A 21,438-nucleotide genomic window follows, 5' to 3' on the forward strand; every position below is an offset into this window, starting at 1 on the left:
GACGGCGCCCCACCCCCGGTATAGCGGCGCCCGCCCCTCAGGACAACGGCGCCTCGCCGTGCGGTGGCCCAGCGGTCCGCCCCTCGGCGCAACGGCGCCTCACCGCGCGGAACCACGGCACTCCGCCCCTCGGTACAACGGCGCTGCTCGGTCCAACGGGCGCCGCACCACCTGGTGCGGCGCCGTGCGGCATCTGTCGTCTCAGCCACTCGCCTTGGAGCGGGCCTTGAACGCGGCCTTGCGGGCGGTCTTGGCGACCGCCTTGTCGGGGTGCAGCCGTCCCATCGCCTCCAGGACGTCCGACGTGGCCGGGTGGTCGACGCGCCACACCGCGTCGAAGAAGCCGTCGTGCTGGGCGACGAGGCCGGTCACGAGTTCGGCGAGCAGCTCGGGGCCGTGGTCCGAGTCGAGCTGCGCGGCCAGGGTGTCGACGGTCAGCCAGAACACCATCGCCTCGTCCGGCGCCGGCACGTCCTGCGCTCCGCGCTCGGTGAGCCACACCCGGGCCAGCCCGCCGAGCCGGCGGTCGTCGAGCACCTCGCGCAGCGCGGGTTCGGCGTCCGGGCCGAGCAGGCCGAGGGTCTGCTGGCACATCAGCCGGCGGCCGGGCGCGCCCAGGTCGTCGCCGGTGGACGCGATGAGCAGGTCGCGCGCCGCTTCGTCGGGCTTGCGGCCGTCGAGCCACAGTTCGGCCTCGGCGCGGGCCGCCTGGTCCGGGTAGTCGGTCATCGCGTCCAGGAGCACGGCCGCGGTCCGGTCGGCGAGGTCGCCGGTGGCGGGGGCGTGGGCGCCCGCGTCGAGCAGCCGGGCGCGGACGCCGAACACCCCGAGCGGGGTGAGCCGGACCAGGCCGTAGCGGGAGATCTCCTCCGGGTCGAGTTCGGCCAGCAGGGCCTCGTCGCCCGCGCTCCCGTCCTCGTCGGTCTCCTCGATGAGCGCGTCGTCGACCGGCCGGTACTCGATCAGGCCGGTGGGGGCGAGCAGCCGGAAGTGGTCGTCCAGCCGCATCATGACCTCGGTGACCTCCTCGAGGACGGCGTCCGTCGGCTCGTCCATGTCCTCGGGGACGACGAGCGAGGCCGCCAGGACGGGCAGCGGCACGGACTCGTACCCGGCCTCCTCCATCGCGCTGTACGCGTACAGGTTGGCGAGCGCCGTGTCGAGGAACTCGGCCTCCTCCTCCGGGTCCCAGTCCAGCGCGTCGAGGTCCAGGACCCCGTCGTCGTCCTGGTCGCCGCCGATGGCGGCGCGCAGCCCCTCGAAGTCCGGTGAGGCGGCCTCGGCGAGGGCGGCCTCCGCGGTGGCGAGCCAGACCTCCAGGACGTCCTGCGGCTCACCGGCGGTCAGTTGCGAGAGCGCCTCGCCGGGCAGTGCGGTGCCCGCGGGGTCGCCGGGCTCCGTGGCCTCACCTGCGGCCTCGTCGATCTCCAGCTCGACCATGCCGGTGTCGAGGGCGATGCCCCAGGCCTGCGAGGTCTCGGCCAGGCCGTCCTGGTCGGCGGTGAGGCCGAGTTCGGCCGCCGCGCGCAGCCGGTCGTCCTCCGTCAGCTCGCCCATGACGTCGACCCGGGTGTCGGGACCGGCCCAGCGGGCCAGCCGGACCGCACGCTCGAGCAGCGGTACGGCGAGCGCGAGCCGAGCCAGCTCGTCCTCGGGAAGCAGCCGCACCGGCGGCAGGGCGAGGCGGTCAGCGGCCATGGCGGGGTTCTCCTCAACAGCGGTGGGGGGTGACAGCGCCGCGCCGGTGGGGCAGCGCGAACCCAGCCTAGACGCGTCGGCACGCGGCACGTCCGGTTCACCTTCCGGTCAAGGTTCGTTCCCTTTTCGTCCGTTGTCCGGCTCTTGACAACACACATGCCGTACAAGGAAATTGACGCGCGTAGAACTTGTACCGGAGACCGTTGATCGCACATCAGTGACGCGCTCGCCCGTATCCCTCACGGAGGCCACGTTGACCACCCCTCGCTCCATCGGCGCCATAGCCACCGCCGCGCTCGCGGCCGGACTGCTGGCCATGCCGCAGTCCGCGACCGCGAACACGACCGCCGCCGACGGCGTGCGCATTCACGACCTCCAGGGCGCCACCCGGCTGTCCCCGCTGTCCGGCCAGGCCGTGACCGCGGTGCCCGGCATCGTCACCGGTGTCCGCGCCTACGGCTCCTCCAAGGGCTTCTGGATGCAGGACCCGACACCGGACGCGGACCCGGCGACCAGCGAAGGCGTCTTCGTCTTCACCAGCTCCAACCCCACGGTGGCGGTCGGTGACTCGGTGACGGTCTCCGGCACGGTCAGCGAGTACTACCCGGGCGGCAAGACCATCGGCGACCAGTCCGTCACCGAGATCACCAAGCCGGTGGTGACCGTCGTCTCCTCCGGCAACGCGCTGCCCGCCCCGGTGGTGCTGAACAGCGCCGCCGTCCCCGCCGCGTACGCCCCGACCGGCGACGCGGCGGCCGCCAACAGCATCGAGGCGCTGCCGCTGCGGCCCGCGACGTACGCACTGGACCTGTACGAATCCCTGGAAGGGATGAACGTCCAGGTCGCCGACACCCGCGTGGTCGGCGCCACCGACCCGTACTCCGAGCTGTGGGTGACGGTCAGACCCAAGGAGAACCCGACCCCGCGCGGCGGCACCGTCTACGGCGCCTACGCGAACCAGAACTCCGGCCGGCTGCAGATCCAGTCCCTGATCCCGACCGCCCAGCAGCCCTTCCCGACCGCGAACGTCGGCGATGTGCTCACCGGCACCACCGAGGGCCCGCTGGACTTCAACCAGTTCGGCGGCTACACCCTCACCGCGCGCACCATCGGCACGGTCACCTCCGGCGGTCTGCAGCCGGAGACGACGCGCAAGCAGAAGAAGGACGAGCTGGCGGTCGCGACGTACAACGTCGAGAACCTGGACCCGTCCGACCCGCAGACCAAGTTCGACCGGCTCGCCGTCGGCGTCGTCACGCACCTCGCCTCGCCCGACATCGTCGCCCTGGAGGAGATCCAGGACAACAACGGCGCCGTCAACGACGGTACGGTCGCCGCCGACCAGACGGTGAACAAGTTCATCGACGCGATCGTCGCCGCCGGCGGCCCGCGCTACCAGTGGCGCTCCATCGACCCGACGAACGGGACCGACGGCGGCGAGCCCGGCGGCAACATCCGCCAGGCGTTCCTCTACAACCCGGCGCGGGTCTCCTTCACCGACCGCCCCGGTGGCAACGCCACCACCCCCGTCTGGGTCTCCAGCAACCACGGCAAGGCCGCGCTCAGCGTCTCCCCCGGCCGGATCTCCCCCGGCGACAGCGCCTGGGCCGACAGCCGCAAGCCGCTCGCCGGTGAGTTCACCTTCCGCGGCAAGCCCGTCATCGTCATCGCCAACCACTTCGCCTCCAAGGGCGGCGACAGCCCGCTGACCAGCCGCACCCAGCCGGTGGTGCGCAGCTCCGAGACGAAGCGCCTGCAGCAGTCCGTCCAGGTCAACACCTTCGTGCGGCAGATCCAGGCGGTCCAGAAGGACGCCCGGGTCGTCGTCCTCGGCGACATCAACGACTACGAGTTCTCCGCCGCCGGCCTGCGCCTCACCGAGGGCCGCGCGCTCAAGGACCTCGTCCTGACGCTGCGTCCCAGCGAGCGCTACTCGTACGTCTTCCAGGGCAACTCGCAGGTGCTGGACCACATCCTCGTCAGCCCCTCCCTCGGCTCGCCCGACTACGACGTCGTCCACATCAACTCCGAGTTCGCCGACCAGGCGAGCGACCACGACCCGCAGGTCGTCCGCGTCCGCCCGTAGCGGCGCGCGCCGGTAGCGGTATGAGCTCCGTTGCGGCATGAGGTCCGTAGCAGCGTGAGGTCCGGGGCAGCGTGAGGTCCGGGGCAGCGTGAGGTCCGTAGCAGCGTGAGGTCCGGGGCGCCCGCCGGTTTCGGCGGCCGCCCCGCGCCCTCCTCGTCGAGGAGGGCTCCGGTAGCGTGTGGGTTCCTCGGTGGAACTCACAGGGGGCGTTGGAGATGCGGGAGATCACGTCGGCGGCGGAACTGCGGGAGCTGCTCGGGGAGCCGTCGCGGCGGGACGCGACGAAGGAGCGGCCGAGTCTGCACGAGCACGACAAGGCGTGGCTGGCCGCCTCGCCCTTCTGCCTGGTCGCCACCTCGGACGCGGACGGCAACTGCGATGTCTCCCCCAAGGGCGACCCCGCCGGGTTCACGCTGGTCCTCGACGACACCACGATCGCCCTCCCGGAGCGGTCGGGGAACCGCAGGGCCGACGGCTTCCACAACATCCTGGCCAACCCGCACGTCGGCCTGGTCTATCTGATCCCGGGACGCTGCGACACGCTCCGCATCAACGGCCGCGCCCGGCTGGTCCGTGACGCCGCGTTCTTCGACGACATGATCGTGAAGGGCCACCGCCCGCGGTTCGCGCTCGTCGTCGACATCGAGGAGGTCTTCTACCACTGCTCGAAGTCGCTGCTGCGCTCCGCGCTCTGGAAGCACGAGGCCTGGAACCCGGACGCGGCGCCGTCCCGGGCCCGGATCGCGAAGAGCCTGGAACGCAAGGACGAGGAGCTGGCGGACCTGGAGGTCTACTACGGCCCCCGCTACGCCGACAACATCTACCGCTGATACCGCATGCGGAACGGCCGGCCCCCGGTGGTGAAGGGGCCGGCCGTCGCGCTGTCCGCTGTTCCGGTGCGTCAGTTGTGGCTGTGCAGCAGCTCGTTGAGGCCGCCCCACGAGCCGGTGCGCTGCAGGACCTCGACCGTGCCGGTGGTGGAGTTGCGGCGGAAGAGGATGTTGTCGGCTCCGGAGAGCTCCAGGGCCTTGACGATCCGGCCGTCCGGGAGCGTCACGCGGGTGCCGGCGGTGACGTACAGGCCGGCCTCGACGATGCAGTCGTCACCGAGCGCGATGCCGATGCCGGACTCGGCGCCGAGTAGGCAGCGCTCGCCGATGGAGACGACCTCCTTGCCGCCGCCGGAGAGGGTGCCCATGATCGACGCGCCGCCGCCGATGTCGGAACCGTTGCCGATGACGACGCCCTGCGAGATCCGGCCCTCGACCATGGAGGTGCCGAGCGTTCCGGCGTTGAAGTTGCAGAAGCCCTCGTGCATGACGGTGGTGCCCGCGGCGAGGTGGGCGCCGAGGCGGACACGGTCGGCGTCGGCGATACGGACGCCGGCGGGGGTGACGTAGTCCGTCATACGCGGGAACTTGTCGACGCCGTAGACGGAGAGGTGCAGGCCCTCACCGCGGGCGGCGAGGCGCGCGGCCTCGATCCCGGCGATCGGTACCGGGCCGATGGAGGTCCAGGCGACATTGGCGAGCAGCCCGAACAGGCCTTCCAGGTTCTGCCCGTTGGGGCGCACCAGACGGTGGCTGAGCAGGTGCAGGCGCAGGTAGGCGTCGTGCGCGTCGAGCGGCTTGTCGTCGGTCGAGGCGATGACGGTACGTACGGCGACGACCTCCACCCCGCGGCGCGGGTCCGGCCCGAGCGCCTTCGGCGCGGCGGCGCCCAGCAGCTCGGCGGCGCGCTCGGCGGTCAGCCGCTCGGTGCCGGCCGGACCGGGGTCGGCGACGAGCTCGGGGGCGGGGTACCAGGTGTCCAGGACCGTGCCGTCATCGGCGATGGTGGCAAGGCCGGCGGCAACGGCGCCGGTGGAGCGGTTAACGGTCGAAGCGGTCGTGTCAGTCATGCCTCGCACGCTAGCCGCTGGTCACGCCCGATGCCCAACCGGCCCGGCATGCGGAACGGGGTTTCCGCCGGAGGCGTCGTGGCCGAAGGTGCCGGGAGGAAGGCGGTCAGGTCTGGATCTCGCTCGGGACCGGCGACGGGGACGGTGACGAGGACGGCGAAGGGGACGGCGACGACACGAGTGCCTTGTCCATGGACCGCCGCTCCCGCGCCCCCGCCGCCAGCACCGCCGCCCCGGCCAGCGCGGCGAGCGCGCCGCACACCGGCCAGAGCAGCCCCGGCGCCGCCGAGTACAGCGCGCCGCCGAGCGGTGGGCCCAGGACGGCGCCGCTGATCGAGGCGCCGGCGTACAGGCTCTGGAAGCGGCCCTGGAGGTGCGCGGGCGAGCTGTCGGCGACATAGGCCGAGGCGGGGGTCTTGTAGAGGATCTCGCCGCCGGTGACCAGCAGCATCATGAGCACGGCGGTCGCGATGTACGCGCCGGCGGCGAGGCCGCCGAAGCCGGCTCCGACGAGGACCAGCCCGGCGCCGATGATCTTCAGGGGCGCGCGCTTGCGCAGCCCGACGGCGGCCGGCAGTTCCAGGCAGAGGATCAGACCGCCGTTGAGGGCGAGCAGCCAGCCGTAGACGCCGGTGCCGATGCCGTGGTCGGCGAGGAAGACCGGCAGGGTCGAGTACTGCTGCCGGTAGACGGTGTCGACGACGACGATCGCGGCGAGCAGGACGAGGACGGCGGGACGGGCGCGCAGCGCCGTCCACAGCCCGGGGGCGTCCGCCGGCACGGAGGCCCGGTGGCGGCGTGCGACGTGCGCCGGCAGGACGCGGGCCGCGTAGCCGGCGAAGGCCAGGGTGCCGAGGCCGTCGGCCACGAAGAGCCAGCCGTACGAGAAGTGCGCGGCGAGCAGCGCGCCGAGCGGCGGACCCACGGTGAAGCCGGCGTTGGCCGCGAAACGGTGGACGGCGAAGCCCTGCCGCCGCGCCCCCTCGGGTACGGAGACCGCGACGAGCGCGGCGTTCGCGGCGCGGACGGTGCCGCTCGCGTACTGGCACAGCGGCAGCACCAGGATCAGGGCGGGCGTCGGCAGGACGGGCAGCGCGACGAGTCCGAGGCCGGAGACGAACGCTCCGGCGAGCATGGTGCGGCGGTGGCCGTAGTGGTCCCCGAACCAGCCGCCGGTGAAGTTGCCTGCGACCAGACCGATACCGCCCGCGCCCGCGATGAGCCCGGCCTGCGGCACGCCGAGCCCGCGCTGACCGGTCAGGTACACGAAGAGGTACACGAAGGTGAAGCTGACGAGCATGTTGACGAACGTCCCCGCGGCCAGCAGCCACACGACCTTCGGTACGTCCCGTATCGCGCCGCCCCGTATCCCGCCGCCGCCCCGCGCCCCGCTCGCCATGCCGTCTCCCCACCCGAATGAGTTCCTTATGGGAACTGACCATGGCAGGATGGGACGCCACGGTCAACGGCGTATCCGGAACGGACCGGAGGACAGGGGGTGTCGCATGGCCCGGCGAACCGACCTCGGGGACGCGAACTGTGCCATCGCCCAGGCTCTGGACGTGGTCGGCGACTGGTGGACGCTGCTGGTCGTCCGGGACTGCGCCCGCGGCGTGCACCGCTTCGACGAGTTGCAGCGCGAACTCGGCATGTCCCGCAAGGTGCTCGCCGAACGGCTGAAACTGCTGGTCGACGCCGGGGTGCTGGCCCGCGAGCCCTATCAGGAGCGGCCGGTCCGCCACGAGTACCGGCTGACGCCGCGCGGCCGGGCGCTGCTGCCCGTGCTGGTCGCCCTCCAGGACTGGGGCGACGCCTGGATCCTCGGGGACGGAGAGCCCCCCGTCACCACCGCCACCGCGGCCGAGGGCTCCCGCGAGGCCGGACGCGTCCACGACCTGATCGGCACCCGGGTGCCGCGACTGACCCTGCCCGGGGCGGACGGCATGGCCCACGACCCGGTCGCGGACGCCGCGTTCACCGTCCTGTACTGCTTTCCCGGCGCGTACGCCCGCCCCGAGTCCTACCCTCCGGGGTGGGCCGGCATCCCGGGCGCGACGGGCTGCACCCTCGAATCGTGCACCTACCGCGACCGCCTCGCCGATTTCACCGCGGCGGGGGCCGCGGTGCACGGCGTCAGCGGCCAGCGCCCGGACGAGCAGCGCGCCTTCGCCGCCAAGGAGCGCCTGCGCTTCCCGCTCCTCTCGGACGCGGACCTCACCCTCACCGCCGCCCTCCGCCTCCCCACCTTCCGCGCCGGCGGCACCACCCGCCTCAAACGCCTCACCCTGGTCATCGACGCCGACCGCGTCATCCGCGAAGTGATCTACCCGATCACCGACATCACCCAGAGCATCGACACCGCCCTGACCACGGTCCTGACCCACAGCCGCGCGTAGCGCGCCGCCGCACGACCCCGTACGCATGTCCTGACGCCGACCCGATATCGGCCACCGGTTCGACAGCGGTTCACGCTTTTCAGCGGCACGAGCCCCAACCTGCCTGGTAGCGAGGGTCCGGGCCGTAGCTTCCCTGCATGCCCGACGACTGGGAGATCGAACTCGAACCCGAGGTGCGGGAATGGCTGGATGTCCTGCCACGTGCGCAGTACAGAACGGTGGAACGCCATGCGGACCGCCTCACCGAGCAGCCCACCACGTTGGGCGAGCCGTACTCCCGGCACCTCGACGGCTCCTTACGGGAGCTGCGCTTCTTTCTGGGCACCGGAGCGGTCCGTCTTACCTACTGGTTGGCCCCGGACCGTCGTATCGTGTTGCTCACGGTCTTTCGGAAGACCCGGATGCGGGAAGAAGCCCAGGTTCAGGGCGCCCTGTGGGCGCAGAAGGAATGCGAGTCCGGGCACCCCGCGGCCCGTACGATCTATCACCGCACTTTCGAGGAGCTGCTGTGAGCAGGGGCTACCACTCATCGTGGAAGATCCCGGACGAGCACCGGGCCGACTCCGCCTATGTCGAGGCCGGTGCCGCCATCGCACTCGGTCAGGCCGTCCATGACCGGCGTACCGCGCTGGGCCTGTCCCAGGCGGGACTGGCCCAGCGCGCAGGCCTGACCGAATCCGATCTGGAGCGGGTCGAGGGTGGTGCGGTGGTACCGACACTCGAACTGCTCAGGACGCTGGCGACGGCACTCGACGCCACGATGGATCTGACGATCGAGCCGGCCGCGACGCACGTCACCTTCGCCCCGCACGCCGCTTAGGGCACAACACGCCGGCCCGCCGGTCAGCCGAGCAGGCGGCCGAACATTTCGCGGGCGTAGGCGCGGTCGTAGGTGCCTCCGGTCAGGAGGACCTGGAGGCAGATGCCGTCGATGAGGGCGATCAGGGCACGGGCGGTGGCCGGGTCGGTGCGGGTGGCGAGGAGGGTGGTGGCCTGGTCGACCCATTCCGCCGCGATGGGGCGGACCGCCTCGCGGCGCAGGGCCGCGAGGTAGAGGTCGTAGTCCAGCTCGATCAGGGTCCGGTCGCCGGAGAGCCACACCTCCAGCAGCCGGGACAGCTCGTCCGCGACAGCGGCCGACGTGGCCGGTTCGACCCGGGATTCCAGCCCGTCCCCCGGCCCGGCTACCGGCCCTGAGCCCTGCTCTGAGCCCGGCCCGGAACTCGGATCCGCGAAGAGCGGGCTGTCCTTGATGGACTGGGCGAAGCCCTCGTTGGCCTGGCGGAGGGCGGCGACGAGCAGGTCGTCGAGGGTCGCGAAGTGGTACGTGGTCGAGCCGAGGGGGACGTCCGCCTCGGCGGCGACCGAGCGGTGGCTGAGCCCGGCGATGCCGCGTTCGCCGACCACCCGGATCGCGGCGTCGATGATGCGGCGGCGCCGGTCGGGGTCGTAGCGGCGGGCCATCAGTGCGACCCGCCGAGGTTGAGCACGATGACGCCGGCGATCACCAGCAGCACCCCGAGGACCTTCGCGGCGTTCGCCGCCTCCCCCAGGAAGACCATCCCGATCGCGGCGATGGCCGCGGTGCCGACGCCCGCCCAGATCGCGTACGCGGTCCCGACCTCGACCGTCTTCAACGTCTGCGCGAGCAGCGCGAAGGCGATGACGTAGCCGGTGACCGTGATCGCCGACGGCCACAGCCTGCTGAAGCCGTCGCTGTACTTCATCGCGGTGGTTCCGAGTATCTCGGCGATGATGGCGCCGCCCAGCATGATGTACCCCATGTGTACCAGCGTACGCAACGATGCGTACGCCCGTACACATGAGTCGGAACCGGCGGCCGGGTCAGCTCACCGTGAACCAGGTCGCGCGGGACTTCTTCCACTCCGCGTGCGTGAGGTCCTTCGCGTCGGTGCCGTCGCCGTACAGGTCGGCCGAACCGTCGTCGGTGACGAGCTGCGCGCGGGCGCCCGGCACGGTCAGGTCCGGGACGTCCACGACGGCCTCCCAGCCGCCCGCGTCGGTGGTCGGCAACTGGACGCGCTGGACCGGGGCGTGGCCCGGGACGCCGTCCCACGAGTACAGCGCGTACGGGTCGCTGTTGTCGTCGGCGGCCCAGGAGCCGGCCACGATCAGATACTGGTCGGCGGCGTTCTTGCGGATGTCGCGGATGCTGAGGCCGCCCAGGTCGAGCTCGATCGGGGCGCCGAAGACGGCCTTGGTGCCGGTGATCACCTTGTCGATGTTGGTGACCGGCACGATCAGCGCCTTGCCGCCCGGCACGTGCGGGGCCAGCGGGGCGCGGAAGCCGATGTACGCGGTGGTGGTGCTGCCGGGCGCGAACTCCAGGCCCTCGACGTTGAACCCGTCGATCTGCTTGGGCACTTCGCCCGAGGCGGCGCCGGCCGCGAAGCCGTAGTGGTCGCCGTTGGCCTTGTCCCAGGCGATCAGGTCGGCGCGCAGGTCCTTGTACTTGCCGCCCAGCGCGAGCTGGGTGCTCGCGCCCGAGCCGGTCACCGTCGTGGTGAACAGGGTGGCGCGGTCGGGCTTGATCTCGCCGTCCTTGTTGTTGCCCAGCGAGCCGGTCCAGTAGATCGTGTTGCCGACCCGGGCCGCCGCCTCGATGTCGATCTCCTTGGAGACGCCGAGCGAGGAGCTGAAGTCCCAGGTGCGCACCGGCGCGCCGGACGCGGCGCGGTCGTACAGCCGCAGCGTGTTGGACTCGTCGTCGGCCACGACGGCGTAGCCGCCGCCGACGTCCACCGCGGCCGAGGCGTCACTCGAACCGGTGAAGTAGCGGGTGTCCGCCGCGAACTGGACCGCCGGCGAGGCCGCGTAGTGCAGCGTCTTGGTCGCGGTCTTGCCGCCGAGACCGGTGACCTTCAGCGTCAGATCGGTGTAGCCGGAGCCGTGCGCGGCCACCGCGACCCGGCGGGCCCCGCCGGTCCCCGTCACCGTGACGTCGCCCGTGCCCGCGACGGCGGACTTCGAGCTGGCCGAGGCGGCCACCGTGAGCGCCGAGGCGTCGGCGCCGCTCTGCGAGACCGTCGCGGTGACCACCGGGTCGCCGGTCGCGCCGACGGCACCCGACAGGTACGCGGCGGACAGCGTGATGACCGGCGTGCCGTAGCTCGCGGCGTGCGCGGGGGCGGGAGCGGCGAGGCCCATGGCGCCCAGGGCGAGAGCCGCACCCGCGGCCAGACCGGCCCTGCGGACGGACGGGGAAACGTAAGGCTGCACGAGGAGTGCCCTTCGACGTCGCTGATGTCGTGGCAAACCCTCGGGCACAGCCGACAACGAGGGACCCCCGCAGGGCATACATCCGGCGAACAACGGCGGACGGCCCGCACGCGCGAGGCGTGCGGGCCGTCCGGTGGTACCGGTGGTGCGAGGGGAGCGGTGCGTGCTCAGCCGATGTTGAAGCCGAGCGCCCGCAGCTGCTCGCGACCGTCGTCGCTGATCTTGTCCGGGCCCCACGGCGGCATCCAGACCCAGTTGATCTTGAGGTCGGCGACCAGTCCGTCGGTCGCCGAACGCGCCTGGTCCTCGATGACGTCGGTCAGCGGGCAGGCCGCCGAGGTGAGCGTCATGTCCAGCGTCGCGACGTTCGAGTCGTCGACGTGGATGCCGTAGATCAGGCCCAGGTTGACGACGTCGATGCCCAGCTCGGGGTCGACGACGTCGTACAGCGCCTCGCGGACCTCCTCCTCGGAAGCCGGCTTGGTGGTGACTGCGGACACGGCCTCGGCCTCGACCTCGGCCACTTCTGCGTTGTCGGTCATGCGGACTCCCTTTCGGACAGCGCCTGTGCGGTCGCGTCCTTCCACGCCATCCAGCTCAGCAGGGCGCACTTCACGCGCGCCGGGTACTTGGAGACACCGGCGAACGCGACAGCGTCCTCCAGCACCTCTTCCATCGCGTCGTCCGGCTCCAGCTTGCCCTTGGACTGCATCAGCTCCAGGAAGACCTCCTGGACCTTCATCGCCTCGTCCAGCTCGCGCCCGACCACCAGCTCGTTCATCACCGAGGCGCTGGCCTGGCTGATCGAGCAGCCCTGGCCCTCGTAGGAGACGTCCACGATCTTCGAGCCGTCGAGCTTGACCCGCAGCGTGATCTCGTCGCCGCACGTCGGATTGACGTGGTGCACCTCGGCGTCACCGTCGCGCAGGCCACGCCCGTGCGGGTGCTTGTAGTGGTCCAGGATCACTTCCTGGTACATCGAATCCAGCTTCACCAGTCAGCCCTCACCCGAAGAAGTTCCGTACGTGCTCCAGTCCCTCGACGAGGGCGTCTACCTCCGCGGGGGTGGAGTACAGATAGAACGACGCCCGCGTGGTCGCGGGAATTCCGTAGCGCAGGCAGACCGGGCGTGCGCAGTGGTGTCCGACGCGGACCGCGATGCCCTGTTCGTCCAGTACCTGGCCCACATCGTGCGGGTGGATGTCACCCAGCACGAACGAGATCGCCGCGCCCCGGTCCTCGGCCGTCGTCGGGCCGATGATCCGCAGGTCCGGGACCTCCAGCAGGCGCTTCACCGCGTATTCGGTGATGGCGTGCTCATGGGCCTCGATCTTGTCCATACCGATCGCGGTCAGATAGTCCACGGCCGCGCCCAGCCCGACCGCCTGCGCGATCGGCGGGGTGCCGGCCTCGAACTTGTGCGGCGCCGGGGCGTACGTCGAGGAGTGCATCGAGACCGTTTCGATCATCTCGCCGCCGCCGAGGAACGGCGGCAGGTCCTCGAGCAGCTCCTGGCGGCCCCACAGCACGCCGATGCCGGTCGGGCCGCACATCTTGTGGCCGGTGAAGGCCACGAAGTCGGCGCCGAGCGCCTGCACGTCGAGCGGCATGTGCGGCGCGGCCTGCGAGGCGTCGATGAGGACCAGCGCGCCGACGTCCTGGGCACGCCGGACGATCGCGTCGACCGGATTGATGGTGCCCATGATGTTGGAGACCAGGGTGAACGAGACGATCTTCGTCTTCTCGGTGATCACCTGGTCGATGTCGGAGAGGTCGAGCCGGCCGTCGTCGGTCAGCCCGAACCACTTCAACTTCGCGCCGGTGCGCTGCGAGAGCAGCTGCCACGGAACGATGTTGGAGTGGTGCTCCATCTCCGTGATCACTATCTCGGTCTCGCGGTCCACCCGGTAGGGCTCGTCGGCCCACCCCAGCATGTTCGCGACGAGGTTGAGTGACTCCGAGGCGTTCTTGGTGAAGATCACCTCGTCACGGCTCGGCGCGTTGATGAACGCGGCGACCTTGTCGCGCGCGCCCTCGTAGAGCGCCGTGGCCTCCTCGGCGAGCACATGCACGCCACGGTGGACGTTGGCGTTGTGCTGCTCGTAGTACGCGTTCAGCGCGTCGAGCACCTGGCGCGGCTTCTGCGAGGTCGCAGCGTTGTCCAGGTACACGATCTTCTTGCCGTCGTGGACCATGCGGTCCAGGATCGGGAAGTCCTTGCGGATCGCCTCGGTGTCGAGGAGGCCATGCAGTGGTGTCACGCGGAAGCGCCGCCCTTCGTGCTGTATGCCTCGTAGCCCTCGTTCTCCAGCTTGTCGGCCAGCTCGGCGCCGCCGGACTCGGCGATGCGGCCGTTCGAGAAGACGTGAACGAAGTCGGGCTTGATGTAGCGCAGGATGCGGGTGTAGTGGGTGATCAGCAGCGTGCCGACCTCACCGGTCTCGCGGACGCGGTTGACGCCCTCGGAGACCTGGCGCAGCGCGTCGACGTCCAGACCGGAGTCCGTCTCGTCCAGGATCGCGATCTTCGGCTTGAGAAGCTCCAGCTGGAGGATCTCGTGGCGCTTCTTCTCACCGCCGGAGAAGCCCTCGTTGACGTTGCGCTCGGCGAAGGCCGGGTCCATCTGGAGCTGCTCCATCGCGGACTTGACCTCCTTGACCCAGGTGCGGAGCTTGGGAGCTTCGCCGCGGATCGCGGTGGCCGAGGTGCGCAGGAAGTTGGAGACCGAGACTCCGGGGACCTCGACCGGGTACTGCATGGCGAGGAACAGGCCGGCGCGGGCGCGCTCGTCGACGGTCATCGCGAGGATGTCCTCGCCGTCGAGCGTGACGGTGCCACTGGTGATCGTGTACTTCGGGTGGCCGGCCACCGAGTAGGCCAGGGTGGACTTGCCGGAGCCGTTGGGGCCCATGATGGCGTGCGTCTCGCCCTGCTTCACGGTCAGGTCGACGCCGCGGAGGATCTCGCGGGGGCCGTTCTCGGCCTCGACGGAGACGTGCAGGTCGTGGATCTCAAGCGTTGCCATGGGTGCCTCAGGACTCCTGGGTGACGGAGACGAGCACGTCGTCGCCGATGATCTTTACGGGGTATACGGGTACGGGTCGCGTCGCGGGCAGCCCGGACGGCTTGCCGGTACGCAGGTCGAAGCTGGAGCCGTGCAGCCAGCACTCGATCTGGCAGTCCTCGACCTCGCCCTCCGAGAGGGAGACGTTCGCGTGCGAGCAGATGTCGTTGATCGCGAACACCTCGCCCTCGGTGCGCACCACGGACACCGGCGTACTGCCGATCTCGACGCGCTTGGGCGTGTCGTCCTCCAGCTCGCTCAGCGAGCAGGCGATGACGAAACCTTGGGCATCCTGGGCCGTGGCCATCAGACGGACGCCTCCAGCTCCGCGTCGATCTTCGCCATCAGGCGCTCTTCGAGGTCGGGCAGACCGATCTGCTGGACGAGCTCGCCGAAGAAGCCGCGCACGACCAGCCGGCGGGCCTCGATGGTCGGGATGCCGCGGGACATGAGGTAGAAGAGCTGCTCGTCGTCGAAGCGGCCGGTCGCCGAGGCGTGGCCGGCACCGGCGATCTCGCCGGTCTCGATCTCCAGGTTCGGGACCGAGTCGACCCGCGCGCCGTCCGTGAGGATCAGGTTGCGGTTGAGCTCGTAGGTGTCGGTGCCCTCGGCGGCGGCGCGGATGAGGACGTCGCCGATCCAGATCGCGTGCGCGTCCTTGCCCTGCAGCGCGCCCTTGTACGTGACGTTGCTGCGGCAGTGCGGCGTGTCGTGGTCGATGAAGAGCCGGTGCTCCTGGTGCTGGCCCTCGTCGGTGAAGTACAGGCCGAACAGTTCGGCGTCGCCGCCCGGGGCACCGTAGATGACCCGCGGGTGCAGCCGGACCAGGTCGCCGCCGAAGGTGACGATCACGGACTTGAAGCGGGCGTCGCGGCCGACCAGCGCGGTGTGCTGGGCGACGTGCACCGCACTGTCGTCCCAGTCCTGGACCGAGACGACGGTGAGCTTGGCGCCGTCGCCGATCAGGTACTCGACGTTGGCGGCGAGCGTGGCGTCACCGGTGTGGTCGATGACCACGACCGCCTCGGCGAAGGCACCGATCTCGATGACCTGGTGGCCGTAGGCGGTGCCGCCCTCGCCGTGCACAGCGATCCGGACCGGCTCGGTGAGCACGAGGTCCTTGGGGATCGAGACGACCGAGGCCTTCTCGAAGGAGCTGAACGCCTGGGCCACGACCCGGTCCGCGGGCTTGCCGGCCTTGCCGACGCGGGCGTCGGTGCGGTCCACCGTCTCGACGGTGACGCCCTCGGGGGCGGTCACGTCGACCCGGAGGCCGCCGTTCGCCTTCGCGGTGCCGTCGTGCAGGCCGCGCAGCCGCTCCAGGGGAGTGAAACGCCACTCCTCCTCGCGACCGTGCGGCACCGGGAAGTCGGCCACGTCGTAGGACGGCGCGGCGCTGACCCGGGCATCGGCGGGGTGACCCACCGTGATGGCACCTTCGGTGGTGCTGCCGGCAGGGATGTTGTCAGCCATGGCTTGTCGTACTGCTCTCTTTCTGGATGAACGTCGTCGCGTCGCTGGTGGACAGGCCGTCGGACCGTACGGGTGCGCTCGCGCACCCGTACGGTGACGTCGTACTAGCCGACGGAGCCTTCCATCTGCAGCTCGATCAGGCGGTTCAGCTCCAGCGCGTACTCCATCGGCAGCTCACGCGCGATCGGCTCAACGAAGCCGCGCACGATCATCGCCATCGCCTCGAACTCCGTCATACCGCGGCTCATCAGGTAGAAGAGCTGGTCGTCGGAGACCTTGGAGACCGTCGCCTCGTGGCCCATGGAGACATCGTCCTCACGGACGTCCACGTACGGGTACGTGTCCGAGCGGGAGATCGTGTCGACGAGCAGGGCGTCACAGAGCACGTTGGACTTGGCTCCGGCCGCGCCCTCGCCGATCTCGATGAGACCGCGGTAGGAGGTACGGCCGCCGCCACGCGCCACGGACTTGGAGACGATGTTGGACGACGTGTTCGGCGCCATGTGCACCATCTTCGCGCCGGCGTCCTGGTGCTGGCCCTCGCCCGCGAAGGCGATGGACAGGGTCTCGCCCTTGGCGTGCTCGCCCATCAGGTAGACGGCCGGGTACTTCATGGTCACCTTGGAGCCGATGTTGCCGTCGACCCACTCCATCGTGGCGCCCTCGTAGGCGACCGCGCGCTTGGTGACCAGGTTGTAGACGTTGTTCGACCAGTTCTGGATGGTCGTGTAGCGGCAGCGGCCGCCCTTCTTCACGATGATCTCGACCACGGCGCTGTGCAGCGAGTCCGAGGAGTAGATCGGCGCGGTGCAGCCCTCGACGTAGTGGACGTAGGCGTCCTCGTCGACGATGATCAGCGTCCGCTCGAACTGGCCCATGTTCTCCGTGTTGATACGGAAGTAGGCCTGCAGCGGAATGTCGACATGCACGCCCTTGGGGACGTAGATGAACGATCCGCCGGACCACACGGCCGAGTTCAGCGAGGCGAACTTGTTGTCGCCCACCGGGATGACGGTGCCGAAGTACTCCTGGAACATCTCCGGGTACTGCTTCAGCGCGGTGTCGGTGTCGAGGAAGATGACGCCCTGCTCCTCCAGGTCCTCACGGATCTGGTGGTAGACGACCTCGGACTCGTACTGGGCGGCGACACCGGCGACGAGACGCTGCTTCTCGGCCTCCGGGATGCCCAGCCGGTCATAGGTGTTCTTGATGTCCTCGGGCAGGTCCTCCCAGGAAGCGGCCTGCTTCTCGGTGGAGCGCACGAAATACTTGATGTTGTCGAAATCAATGCCGCTGAGGTCCGAGCCCCAGGTCGGCATGGGCTTCTTGCCGAACAGTTTCAGACCCTTGAGCCGCAGCTTCAGCATCCACTCCGGCTCGGATTTCTTCGCGGAGATGTCGCGCACGACATCCTCGTTGATTCCACGCCGGGCGTTGGTACCGGCGGCGTCCGAGTCGGACCAGCCGAACTCGTACGTGCCCAGCCCATCGAGTTCCGGGTGCGTGGTCTCCGTGGGAGCAGTCATGCGGGGTTCCTCCCGGCCGTACTGGCGGATGCGTTATTCACTGCGGTATTGGTATTCACTGCGGTACCGGCCTGCTGTTTTTGCTGGTGTTGCGGGTGCTGCGGGATGTACGTCGTGCAGACGCCGTCGCCGTGGGCGATGGTGGCCAACCGCTGGACGTGGGTTCCCAGCACGTGGGAGAAGACCTCGGCCTCCGCCTCGCACAGCTGCGGGAACTCCTCGGCGATGTGCGCCACCGGGCAGTGGTGCTGGCACAGCTGCTCGCCGGCGGGCTCCCGCGCGCCGGAGACGGCCGACGCACTGCGGGTGGTAGCAGCGTACCCGTCCTCACTCAAGGCCTTGGCGAGCGCCTGGGTGCGCTGGGCGGGGTCCGCCGCCTCGACGGCGGCACGGTAGCGGTCCGCCTGCTTGGCGACCCGGGCCCGGGCGAACGCGGTGACCGCGGCATCGCCCGTCTCCCCGCCGCCGGCGGACTGCGCGATCCAGCGCAGCGCGTCGGCCGCGATCTGGTCGTAGGCCTGGTCGAAGGCGTCGCGCCCGCAGTCGGTGAGCGAGAAGACCTTGGCGGGGCGTCCTCGGGTGCGTGCCCCGTAGACCCGCTGCTCACGCGGCTCGACGATGTTCTCCGCGACGAGATGGTCCAGGTGGCGGCGGACGGCGGCCTGGGTGAGGCCCAGCCGCTCCGCCAGGTCGGCGGTGGTCGAAGGACCGTGGTCCAGGATCGACCGGGCGACCCGGTTGCGGGTACTCCGCTCCCCGGTCGTCTGCTCCTCCTGGGCCGCGCCGACGTTTTTCACAACTTCATTGTTGCGTAATTCATCGGGCCCCGGCAACCCATGCCGGATTCCACTCCCGGTGGAGTTCGTCACTTAGGCAAACCTAAGTTGACCTGCGGAATTACTGAATCAAGATCTTTTCCCCGCGCATTCCGTCCGGCCGCCGGGCGTCCCGCCCCGGGCGGGTTCAGGGCACCGACCGGCGCTCCTTAGACTCACAGGCATGCGAAGCGGCAGCACCAGTCAGTCACCGGCGGTCGAGATCGCCGGCCTGGTCAAGCGGTACGGCGACAAGTCCGCGGTGGACGGTCTGGACCTGACGGTGGCGGCCGGTTCGGTGACCGCCGTGCTCGGGCCGAACGGCGCGGGCAAGACCACCACCGTCGAAACCTGTGAGGGCTACCGGCGCGCCGACGCCGGGAGCGTCCGGGTGCTGGGCCTCGACCCGGCCACCGAGGGTGCCGCCCTGCGGCCGCGCATCGGAGTGATGCTGCAGTCCGGGGGCGTGTACCCGGGGGCGCGCGCCGAGGAGATGCTGCGGCACACCGCCGCGCTGCACGCCCGCCCGGTGGATCCCGCGCTGCTCATCGAGCGGCTCGGCCTGGAGTCCTGCGGCCGCACCCCGTACCGCCGGCTGTCCGGCGGCCAGCAGCAGCGGCTCGCGCTCGCCATGGCCGTCGTCGGCCGGCCGGAATTGGTCTTCCTCGACGAGCCCACCGCCGGGCTCGACCCGCAAGCCCGCCGCGCCACCTGGGATCTCGTACGGGAGCTGCGCGCCGACGGGGTCACCGTCGTCCTCACCACCCACTTCATGGACGAGGCGGAACAGCTCGCCGACCAGGTCGTGATCATCGACCACGGCCGGTCCATCGCCCACGGCACCCCCGAGGAGCTGTGCCGGGGCGGCGCCGAGAACACCCTGCGCTTCACCGGCCGCCCCGGCCTCGACCTCGTCTCGCTGCTCAAGGCGCTGCCGGACGGCACCGCGGCGGCCGAGCTGACGCAGGGCAGCTACCGGATCGAGGGCGCCGTCGATCCCCAGCTGCTCGCCACCGTCACCTCCTGGTGCGCGCAGCACGGCGTCATGCCGGACCGGCTGGCGGTCGAGCGCCGCACCCTTGAGGACGTTTTCCTGGACCTGACCGGCAAGGAGCTGCGCGCGTGACGACGGCAGAGAACACGGCGGCGGACACCGCATCCGGGGCCGGCGGAACATTCGTTCCCGACCCGGGCGCGGCGCCGCTGTCCCGCATGATCGGCGCGCAGACGGCGTTCGAGACGAAGATGCTGCTGCGCAACGGTGAGCAGCTGCTGCTGACCGTCGTGATCCCGGCACTGCTGCTCGTCCTGTTCAGCGCCGTCCCGATCGTCGACACAGGTTCCGGCAAGGCCGTCGACTTCCTGGCCCCCGGCGTCCTGGCGCTCGCCGTGATGTCCACCGCGTTCACCGGCCAGGCCATCGCGACCGGCTTCGAGCGGCGTTACGGCGTGCTGAAGCGGCTCGGCGCCTCGCCGCTGCCGCGCTGGGCGCTGATGACCGCGAAGACCGGCTCGGTGCTGGTCACCGAGGTGCTGCAGATCGTGCTGCTGACGGCGATCGCGTTCGCGCTGGGCTGGTCGCCGCACGGAAACCCGCTCTTCGTGGTGCTGCTGCTCGTGCTGGGCACCGCCGCCTTCTCCGGGCTCGGCCTGCTGATGGCCGGCACCCTCAAGGCGGAGGCGACGCTCGCCGCCGCGAACCTCGTCTTCCTGCTGCTGCTGGTCGGCGGCGGGATCATCGTGCCGCTGGACAGGTTCCCGGGCGCGGCGCAGGACGTGCTGCGGCTGCTGCCGGTCTCCGCCCTGTCCGACGGCCTGCGCGACGTGCTGCGGGACGGCGCGGGCATGCCCTGGGGCAATCTCGCGATCCTGTTGGTGTGGGCGGTCGTGGGGCTCGGCGCGGCGGCGCGCTTCTTCAAGTGGGAGTGACGGGCCCGCCGGAAGGGCTCCTCAGCCCGGCATGATGCAGTCGACGAAGCGGGCGAACTTCTTGTCGTGCGAGCCCGCCGCGACGAACGCGTCCGCGGTGTGGTCCACGATCCGGCACATGTCGTAGCGGACGCTGGTCGGCAGCTGCGCACCGGCCGTGGGCCGGTACTGGTGGGCCCCGGAGAGCTGGCACATGTCGTACCGCACCAGCGGGCCGCTCGCACCGATGTTGTAGCGGTGCGCGGTGAGGCCGTCCGAGTACTGCTTGTACGACTGGGACGTGTCGTCGCAGTCGTTGAAGTGGACCGTGCCGCTGTTCCACTCGCAGTCGATGACCACGACCGCGGGGTCGCGTATCTCGAAGCGGATGTCCTCGGCGTGGAAGCGCTGAACGGAGTCGAAGTGCGAGGCGCGCGGGAAACGGAAGAAGGCGCTCTCGAACCCGTACTCCGGATGGGGCGTGGGGCGGCGGCCGGTGATGATGTAGCTGCCGCTGCGGCAGGTGATCGAGCCGCCGTAGGGGAACTCCAGGAAGTTGCCCCAGTCGTAGGTGACCGTCATGTCGGTGAACCAGTAGTTGAGGAACTGGTCCTGCTGCTCGCGCTTCTCCGACCGCTTGGAGAGCCCGGAGTACAGGAACGCCTTGCGGTAGGCGCCGCCCACCCGGCAGGCCTCCCAGCGCATCTCCGAGTTGTTGTTGCTGCCGTCCAGGGCGAGGCCGTACTCCCACTCCCCCATCCACTCGCACTCGGAGAAGCGGTAGTTCTGGGCCCAGCCGGTGGAGTACGAGGAGAAGAACGAGGCGCCGGGCGTGCCCGAGGTGAAGCGCAGCCCCTCGAACGAGATGTTGCTCCACATGTTGTTGTTGCGGCACAGGTAGGCGTCCTTGGCCGACTTCGGCGCGAAGACGATCTCGCTGATCCGCATCCCGGCGCCCCGGAACCGCAGGCCGCTCGCGCGCTTGTCCGCCTTGTCGCCGGCGAGCAGCGCGCCCGGCTTCGTGACCAGGTACACCCCCGGCGGCACGTCGATCACGGTGTGCCCCACACCGCCCGAGATCCGCGACTCGGCGTACGCGTACGCGGCGGCGAAGGCCGCGCTGTCGTCCGTCTTTCCGTCGCCCTTGGCCCCGAAGTCCGCCATGACGTCCGCCACACCGGGACGGTCGGCGTTCCCCGACGCCGCCGCGGGCGCGTTCCACTCCCCGCTCGCGTATCCCGCGATGCCCGCCCCCGCGACCACCGCGGCGCCCCCGTAGAGCATTCTCCGCCGGTTGACCGAACCGCTCTTGTCGGTTGTCATATTTCCCCC

22 protein-coding genes are annotated in these 21,438 nt (G+C 70.5%); 7 read left to right on the plus strand and 15 right to left on the minus strand.

Annotated features, from left to right (window positions below; genetic code table 11):
• Nucleotides 1–201 precede the first annotated feature (201 nt).
• Nucleotides 202–1,698, minus strand: a complete 1,497-nt coding sequence (locus G3I60_RS23670; protein ID WP_164296472.1) for a hypothetical protein — start codon at nucleotides 1,696–1,698, stop codon at nucleotides 202–204.
• A 253-nt stretch (nucleotides 1,699–1,951) separates the two neighbouring features.
• On the opposite strand from G3I60_RS23670, the gene G3I60_RS23675 reads away from it, so the two are divergent.
• Both G3I60_RS23675 and G3I60_RS23680 read left to right on the plus strand, forming a co-directional pair.
• Nucleotides 1,952–3,784: an endonuclease/exonuclease/phosphatase family protein gene (locus G3I60_RS23675; protein ID WP_343241601.1), complete on the plus strand. Its 1,833-nt coding sequence runs from the start codon at nucleotides 1,952–1,954 to the stop codon at nucleotides 3,782–3,784.
• A 215-nt stretch (nucleotides 3,785–3,999) separates the two neighbouring features.
• Entirely contained in the window at nucleotides 4,000–4,614 is a 615-nt protein-coding gene (locus G3I60_RS23680) for a pyridoxamine 5'-phosphate oxidase family protein (RefSeq protein WP_164296474.1), read from the plus strand.
• A 71-nt stretch (nucleotides 4,615–4,685) separates the two neighbouring features.
• Here the strand turns inward: G3I60_RS23680 and dapD are convergent, their stop codons facing one another.
• The gene (gene dapD / locus G3I60_RS23685) at nucleotides 4,686–5,684 is read right to left on the minus strand and encodes a 2,3,4,5-tetrahydropyridine-2,6-dicarboxylate N-succinyltransferase (RefSeq protein ID WP_138356359.1); all 999 of its coding nucleotides are present in this window, start codon (nucleotides 5,682–5,684) and stop codon (nucleotides 4,686–4,688) included.
• A 106-nt stretch (nucleotides 5,685–5,790) separates the two neighbouring features.
• Nucleotides 5,791–7,083: an MFS transporter gene (locus G3I60_RS23690; RefSeq protein ID WP_164296476.1), complete on the minus strand. Its 1,293-nt coding sequence runs from the start codon at nucleotides 7,081–7,083 to the stop codon at nucleotides 5,791–5,793.
• Between the two features lie 106 nt (nucleotides 7,084–7,189).
• Between G3I60_RS23690 and G3I60_RS23695 the strand changes: the two genes are divergently transcribed.
• The 3 genes from G3I60_RS23695 (at nucleotide 7,190) to G3I60_RS23705 (ending at nucleotide 8,900) form a co-directional block, all read left to right on the plus strand.
• Nucleotides 7,190–8,080, plus strand: coding sequence for a winged helix-turn-helix transcriptional regulator (locus G3I60_RS23695; RefSeq protein WP_164296478.1), 891 nt, complete (start codon nucleotides 7,190–7,192; stop codon nucleotides 8,078–8,080).
• A gap of 137 nt (nucleotides 8,081–8,217) precedes the next feature.
• The gene (locus tag G3I60_RS23700) at nucleotides 8,218–8,592 is read left to right on the plus strand and encodes a type II toxin-antitoxin system RelE/ParE family toxin (RefSeq protein WP_164296480.1); all 375 of its coding nucleotides are present in this window, start codon (nucleotides 8,218–8,220) and stop codon (nucleotides 8,590–8,592) included.
• Nucleotides 8,589–8,900 (plus strand): helix-turn-helix transcriptional regulator, encoded by a 312-nt coding sequence (locus G3I60_RS23705; RefSeq protein ID WP_343241606.1) that lies wholly within the window; start codon nucleotides 8,589–8,591, stop codon nucleotides 8,898–8,900. The genes G3I60_RS23700 and G3I60_RS23705 overlap by 4 nt, the downstream gene beginning before the upstream one ends.
• Nucleotides 8,901–8,923: 23 nt before the next feature.
• Here the strand turns inward: G3I60_RS23705 and G3I60_RS23710 are convergent, their stop codons facing one another.
• From G3I60_RS23710 to G3I60_RS23760, 11 genes are all read right to left on the minus strand, one after another.
• The gene (locus tag G3I60_RS23710) at nucleotides 8,924–9,544 is read right to left on the minus strand and encodes a TetR/AcrR family transcriptional regulator (protein WP_164296482.1); all 621 of its coding nucleotides are present in this window, start codon (nucleotides 9,542–9,544) and stop codon (nucleotides 8,924–8,926) included.
• Complete coding sequence (locus G3I60_RS23715) at nucleotides 9,544–9,864, minus strand: multidrug efflux SMR transporter (protein ID WP_164296484.1); 321 nt, start codon at nucleotides 9,862–9,864, stop codon at nucleotides 9,544–9,546. Before G3I60_RS23715 ends, G3I60_RS23710 begins: the two co-directional genes overlap by 1 nt.
• Nucleotides 9,865–9,925: 61 nt before the next feature.
• Nucleotides 9,926–11,248 (minus strand): hypothetical protein, encoded by a 1,323-nt coding sequence (locus G3I60_RS23720; RefSeq protein WP_164296515.1) that lies wholly within the window; start codon nucleotides 11,246–11,248, stop codon nucleotides 9,926–9,928.
• Nucleotides 11,249–11,487: 239 nt separating this feature from the next.
• Nucleotides 11,488–11,862, minus strand: a complete 375-nt coding sequence (locus tag G3I60_RS23725) for a metal-sulfur cluster assembly factor (protein WP_138356354.1) — start codon at nucleotides 11,860–11,862, stop codon at nucleotides 11,488–11,490.
• Nucleotides 11,859–12,314, minus strand: coding sequence for a Fe-S cluster assembly sulfur transfer protein SufU (sufU, locus tag G3I60_RS23730; protein ID WP_138356353.1), 456 nt, complete (start codon nucleotides 12,312–12,314; stop codon nucleotides 11,859–11,861). The genes G3I60_RS23725 and sufU overlap by 4 nt, the downstream gene beginning before the upstream one ends.
• Nucleotides 12,315–12,324: 10 nt before the next feature.
• Nucleotides 12,325–13,581 carry a cysteine desulfurase gene (locus tag G3I60_RS23735; RefSeq protein ID WP_138356352.1) on the minus strand — a complete coding sequence of 419 codons (1,257 nt, stop codon included), beginning with the start codon at nucleotides 13,579–13,581 and terminating at the stop codon, nucleotides 12,325–12,327.
• On the minus strand, nucleotides 13,578–14,345 hold the full coding sequence (gene sufC, locus G3I60_RS23740; RefSeq protein WP_138356351.1) for a Fe-S cluster assembly ATPase SufC: 768 nt from the start codon (nucleotides 14,343–14,345) through the stop codon (nucleotides 13,578–13,580). The genes G3I60_RS23735 and sufC overlap by 4 nt, the downstream gene beginning before the upstream one ends.
• A 7-nt stretch (nucleotides 14,346–14,352) precedes the next feature.
• Nucleotides 14,353–14,691 carry a non-heme iron oxygenase ferredoxin subunit gene (locus G3I60_RS23745; protein WP_138356350.1) on the minus strand — a complete coding sequence of 113 codons (339 nt, stop codon included), beginning with the start codon at nucleotides 14,689–14,691 and terminating at the stop codon, nucleotides 14,353–14,355.
• The gene (sufD, locus tag G3I60_RS23750) at nucleotides 14,691–15,857 is read right to left on the minus strand and encodes a Fe-S cluster assembly protein SufD (RefSeq protein WP_138356349.1); all 1,167 of its coding nucleotides are present in this window, start codon (nucleotides 15,855–15,857) and stop codon (nucleotides 14,691–14,693) included. Before sufD ends, G3I60_RS23745 begins: the two co-directional genes overlap by 1 nt.
• A gap of 104 nt (nucleotides 15,858–15,961) precedes the next feature.
• Nucleotides 15,962–17,383 (minus strand): Fe-S cluster assembly protein SufB, encoded by a 1,422-nt coding sequence (gene sufB, locus G3I60_RS23755; protein ID WP_138356348.1) that lies wholly within the window; start codon nucleotides 17,381–17,383, stop codon nucleotides 15,962–15,964.
• The gene (locus G3I60_RS23760; RefSeq protein WP_244809126.1) at nucleotides 17,380–18,180 is read right to left on the minus strand and encodes a metalloregulator ArsR/SmtB family transcription factor; all 801 of its coding nucleotides are present in this window, start codon (nucleotides 18,178–18,180) and stop codon (nucleotides 17,380–17,382) included. The genes sufB and G3I60_RS23760 overlap by 4 nt, the downstream gene beginning before the upstream one ends.
• Nucleotides 18,181–18,382: 202 nt before the next feature.
• On the opposite strand from G3I60_RS23760, the gene G3I60_RS23765 reads away from it, so the two are divergent.
• Together G3I60_RS23765 and G3I60_RS23770 are read left to right on the plus strand one after the other, a co-directional pair.
• On the plus strand, nucleotides 18,383–19,324 hold the full coding sequence (locus tag G3I60_RS23765; RefSeq protein WP_138356347.1) for an ABC transporter ATP-binding protein: 942 nt from the start codon (nucleotides 18,383–18,385) through the stop codon (nucleotides 19,322–19,324).
• An 86-nt stretch (nucleotides 19,325–19,410) separates the two neighbouring features.
• On the plus strand, nucleotides 19,411–20,127 hold the full coding sequence (locus G3I60_RS23770; protein WP_164296517.1) for an ABC transporter permease: 717 nt from the start codon (nucleotides 19,411–19,413) through the stop codon (nucleotides 20,125–20,127).
• A gap of 21 nt (nucleotides 20,128–20,148) precedes the next feature.
• Here G3I60_RS23770 and G3I60_RS23775 read toward each other — a convergent pair whose 3' ends face one another.
• Entirely contained in the window at nucleotides 20,149–21,429 is a 1,281-nt protein-coding gene (locus tag G3I60_RS23775; protein ID WP_239070152.1) for a glycoside hydrolase family 55 protein, read from the minus strand.
• Nucleotides 21,430–21,438: the final 9 nt, after the last annotated feature.

Origin of the sequence: Streptomyces sp. SID13666, from assembly GCF_010548325.1 — a bacterium.
GTDB lineage: Bacteria > Actinomycetota > Actinomycetes > Streptomycetales > Streptomycetaceae > Actinacidiphila > Actinacidiphila fildesensis.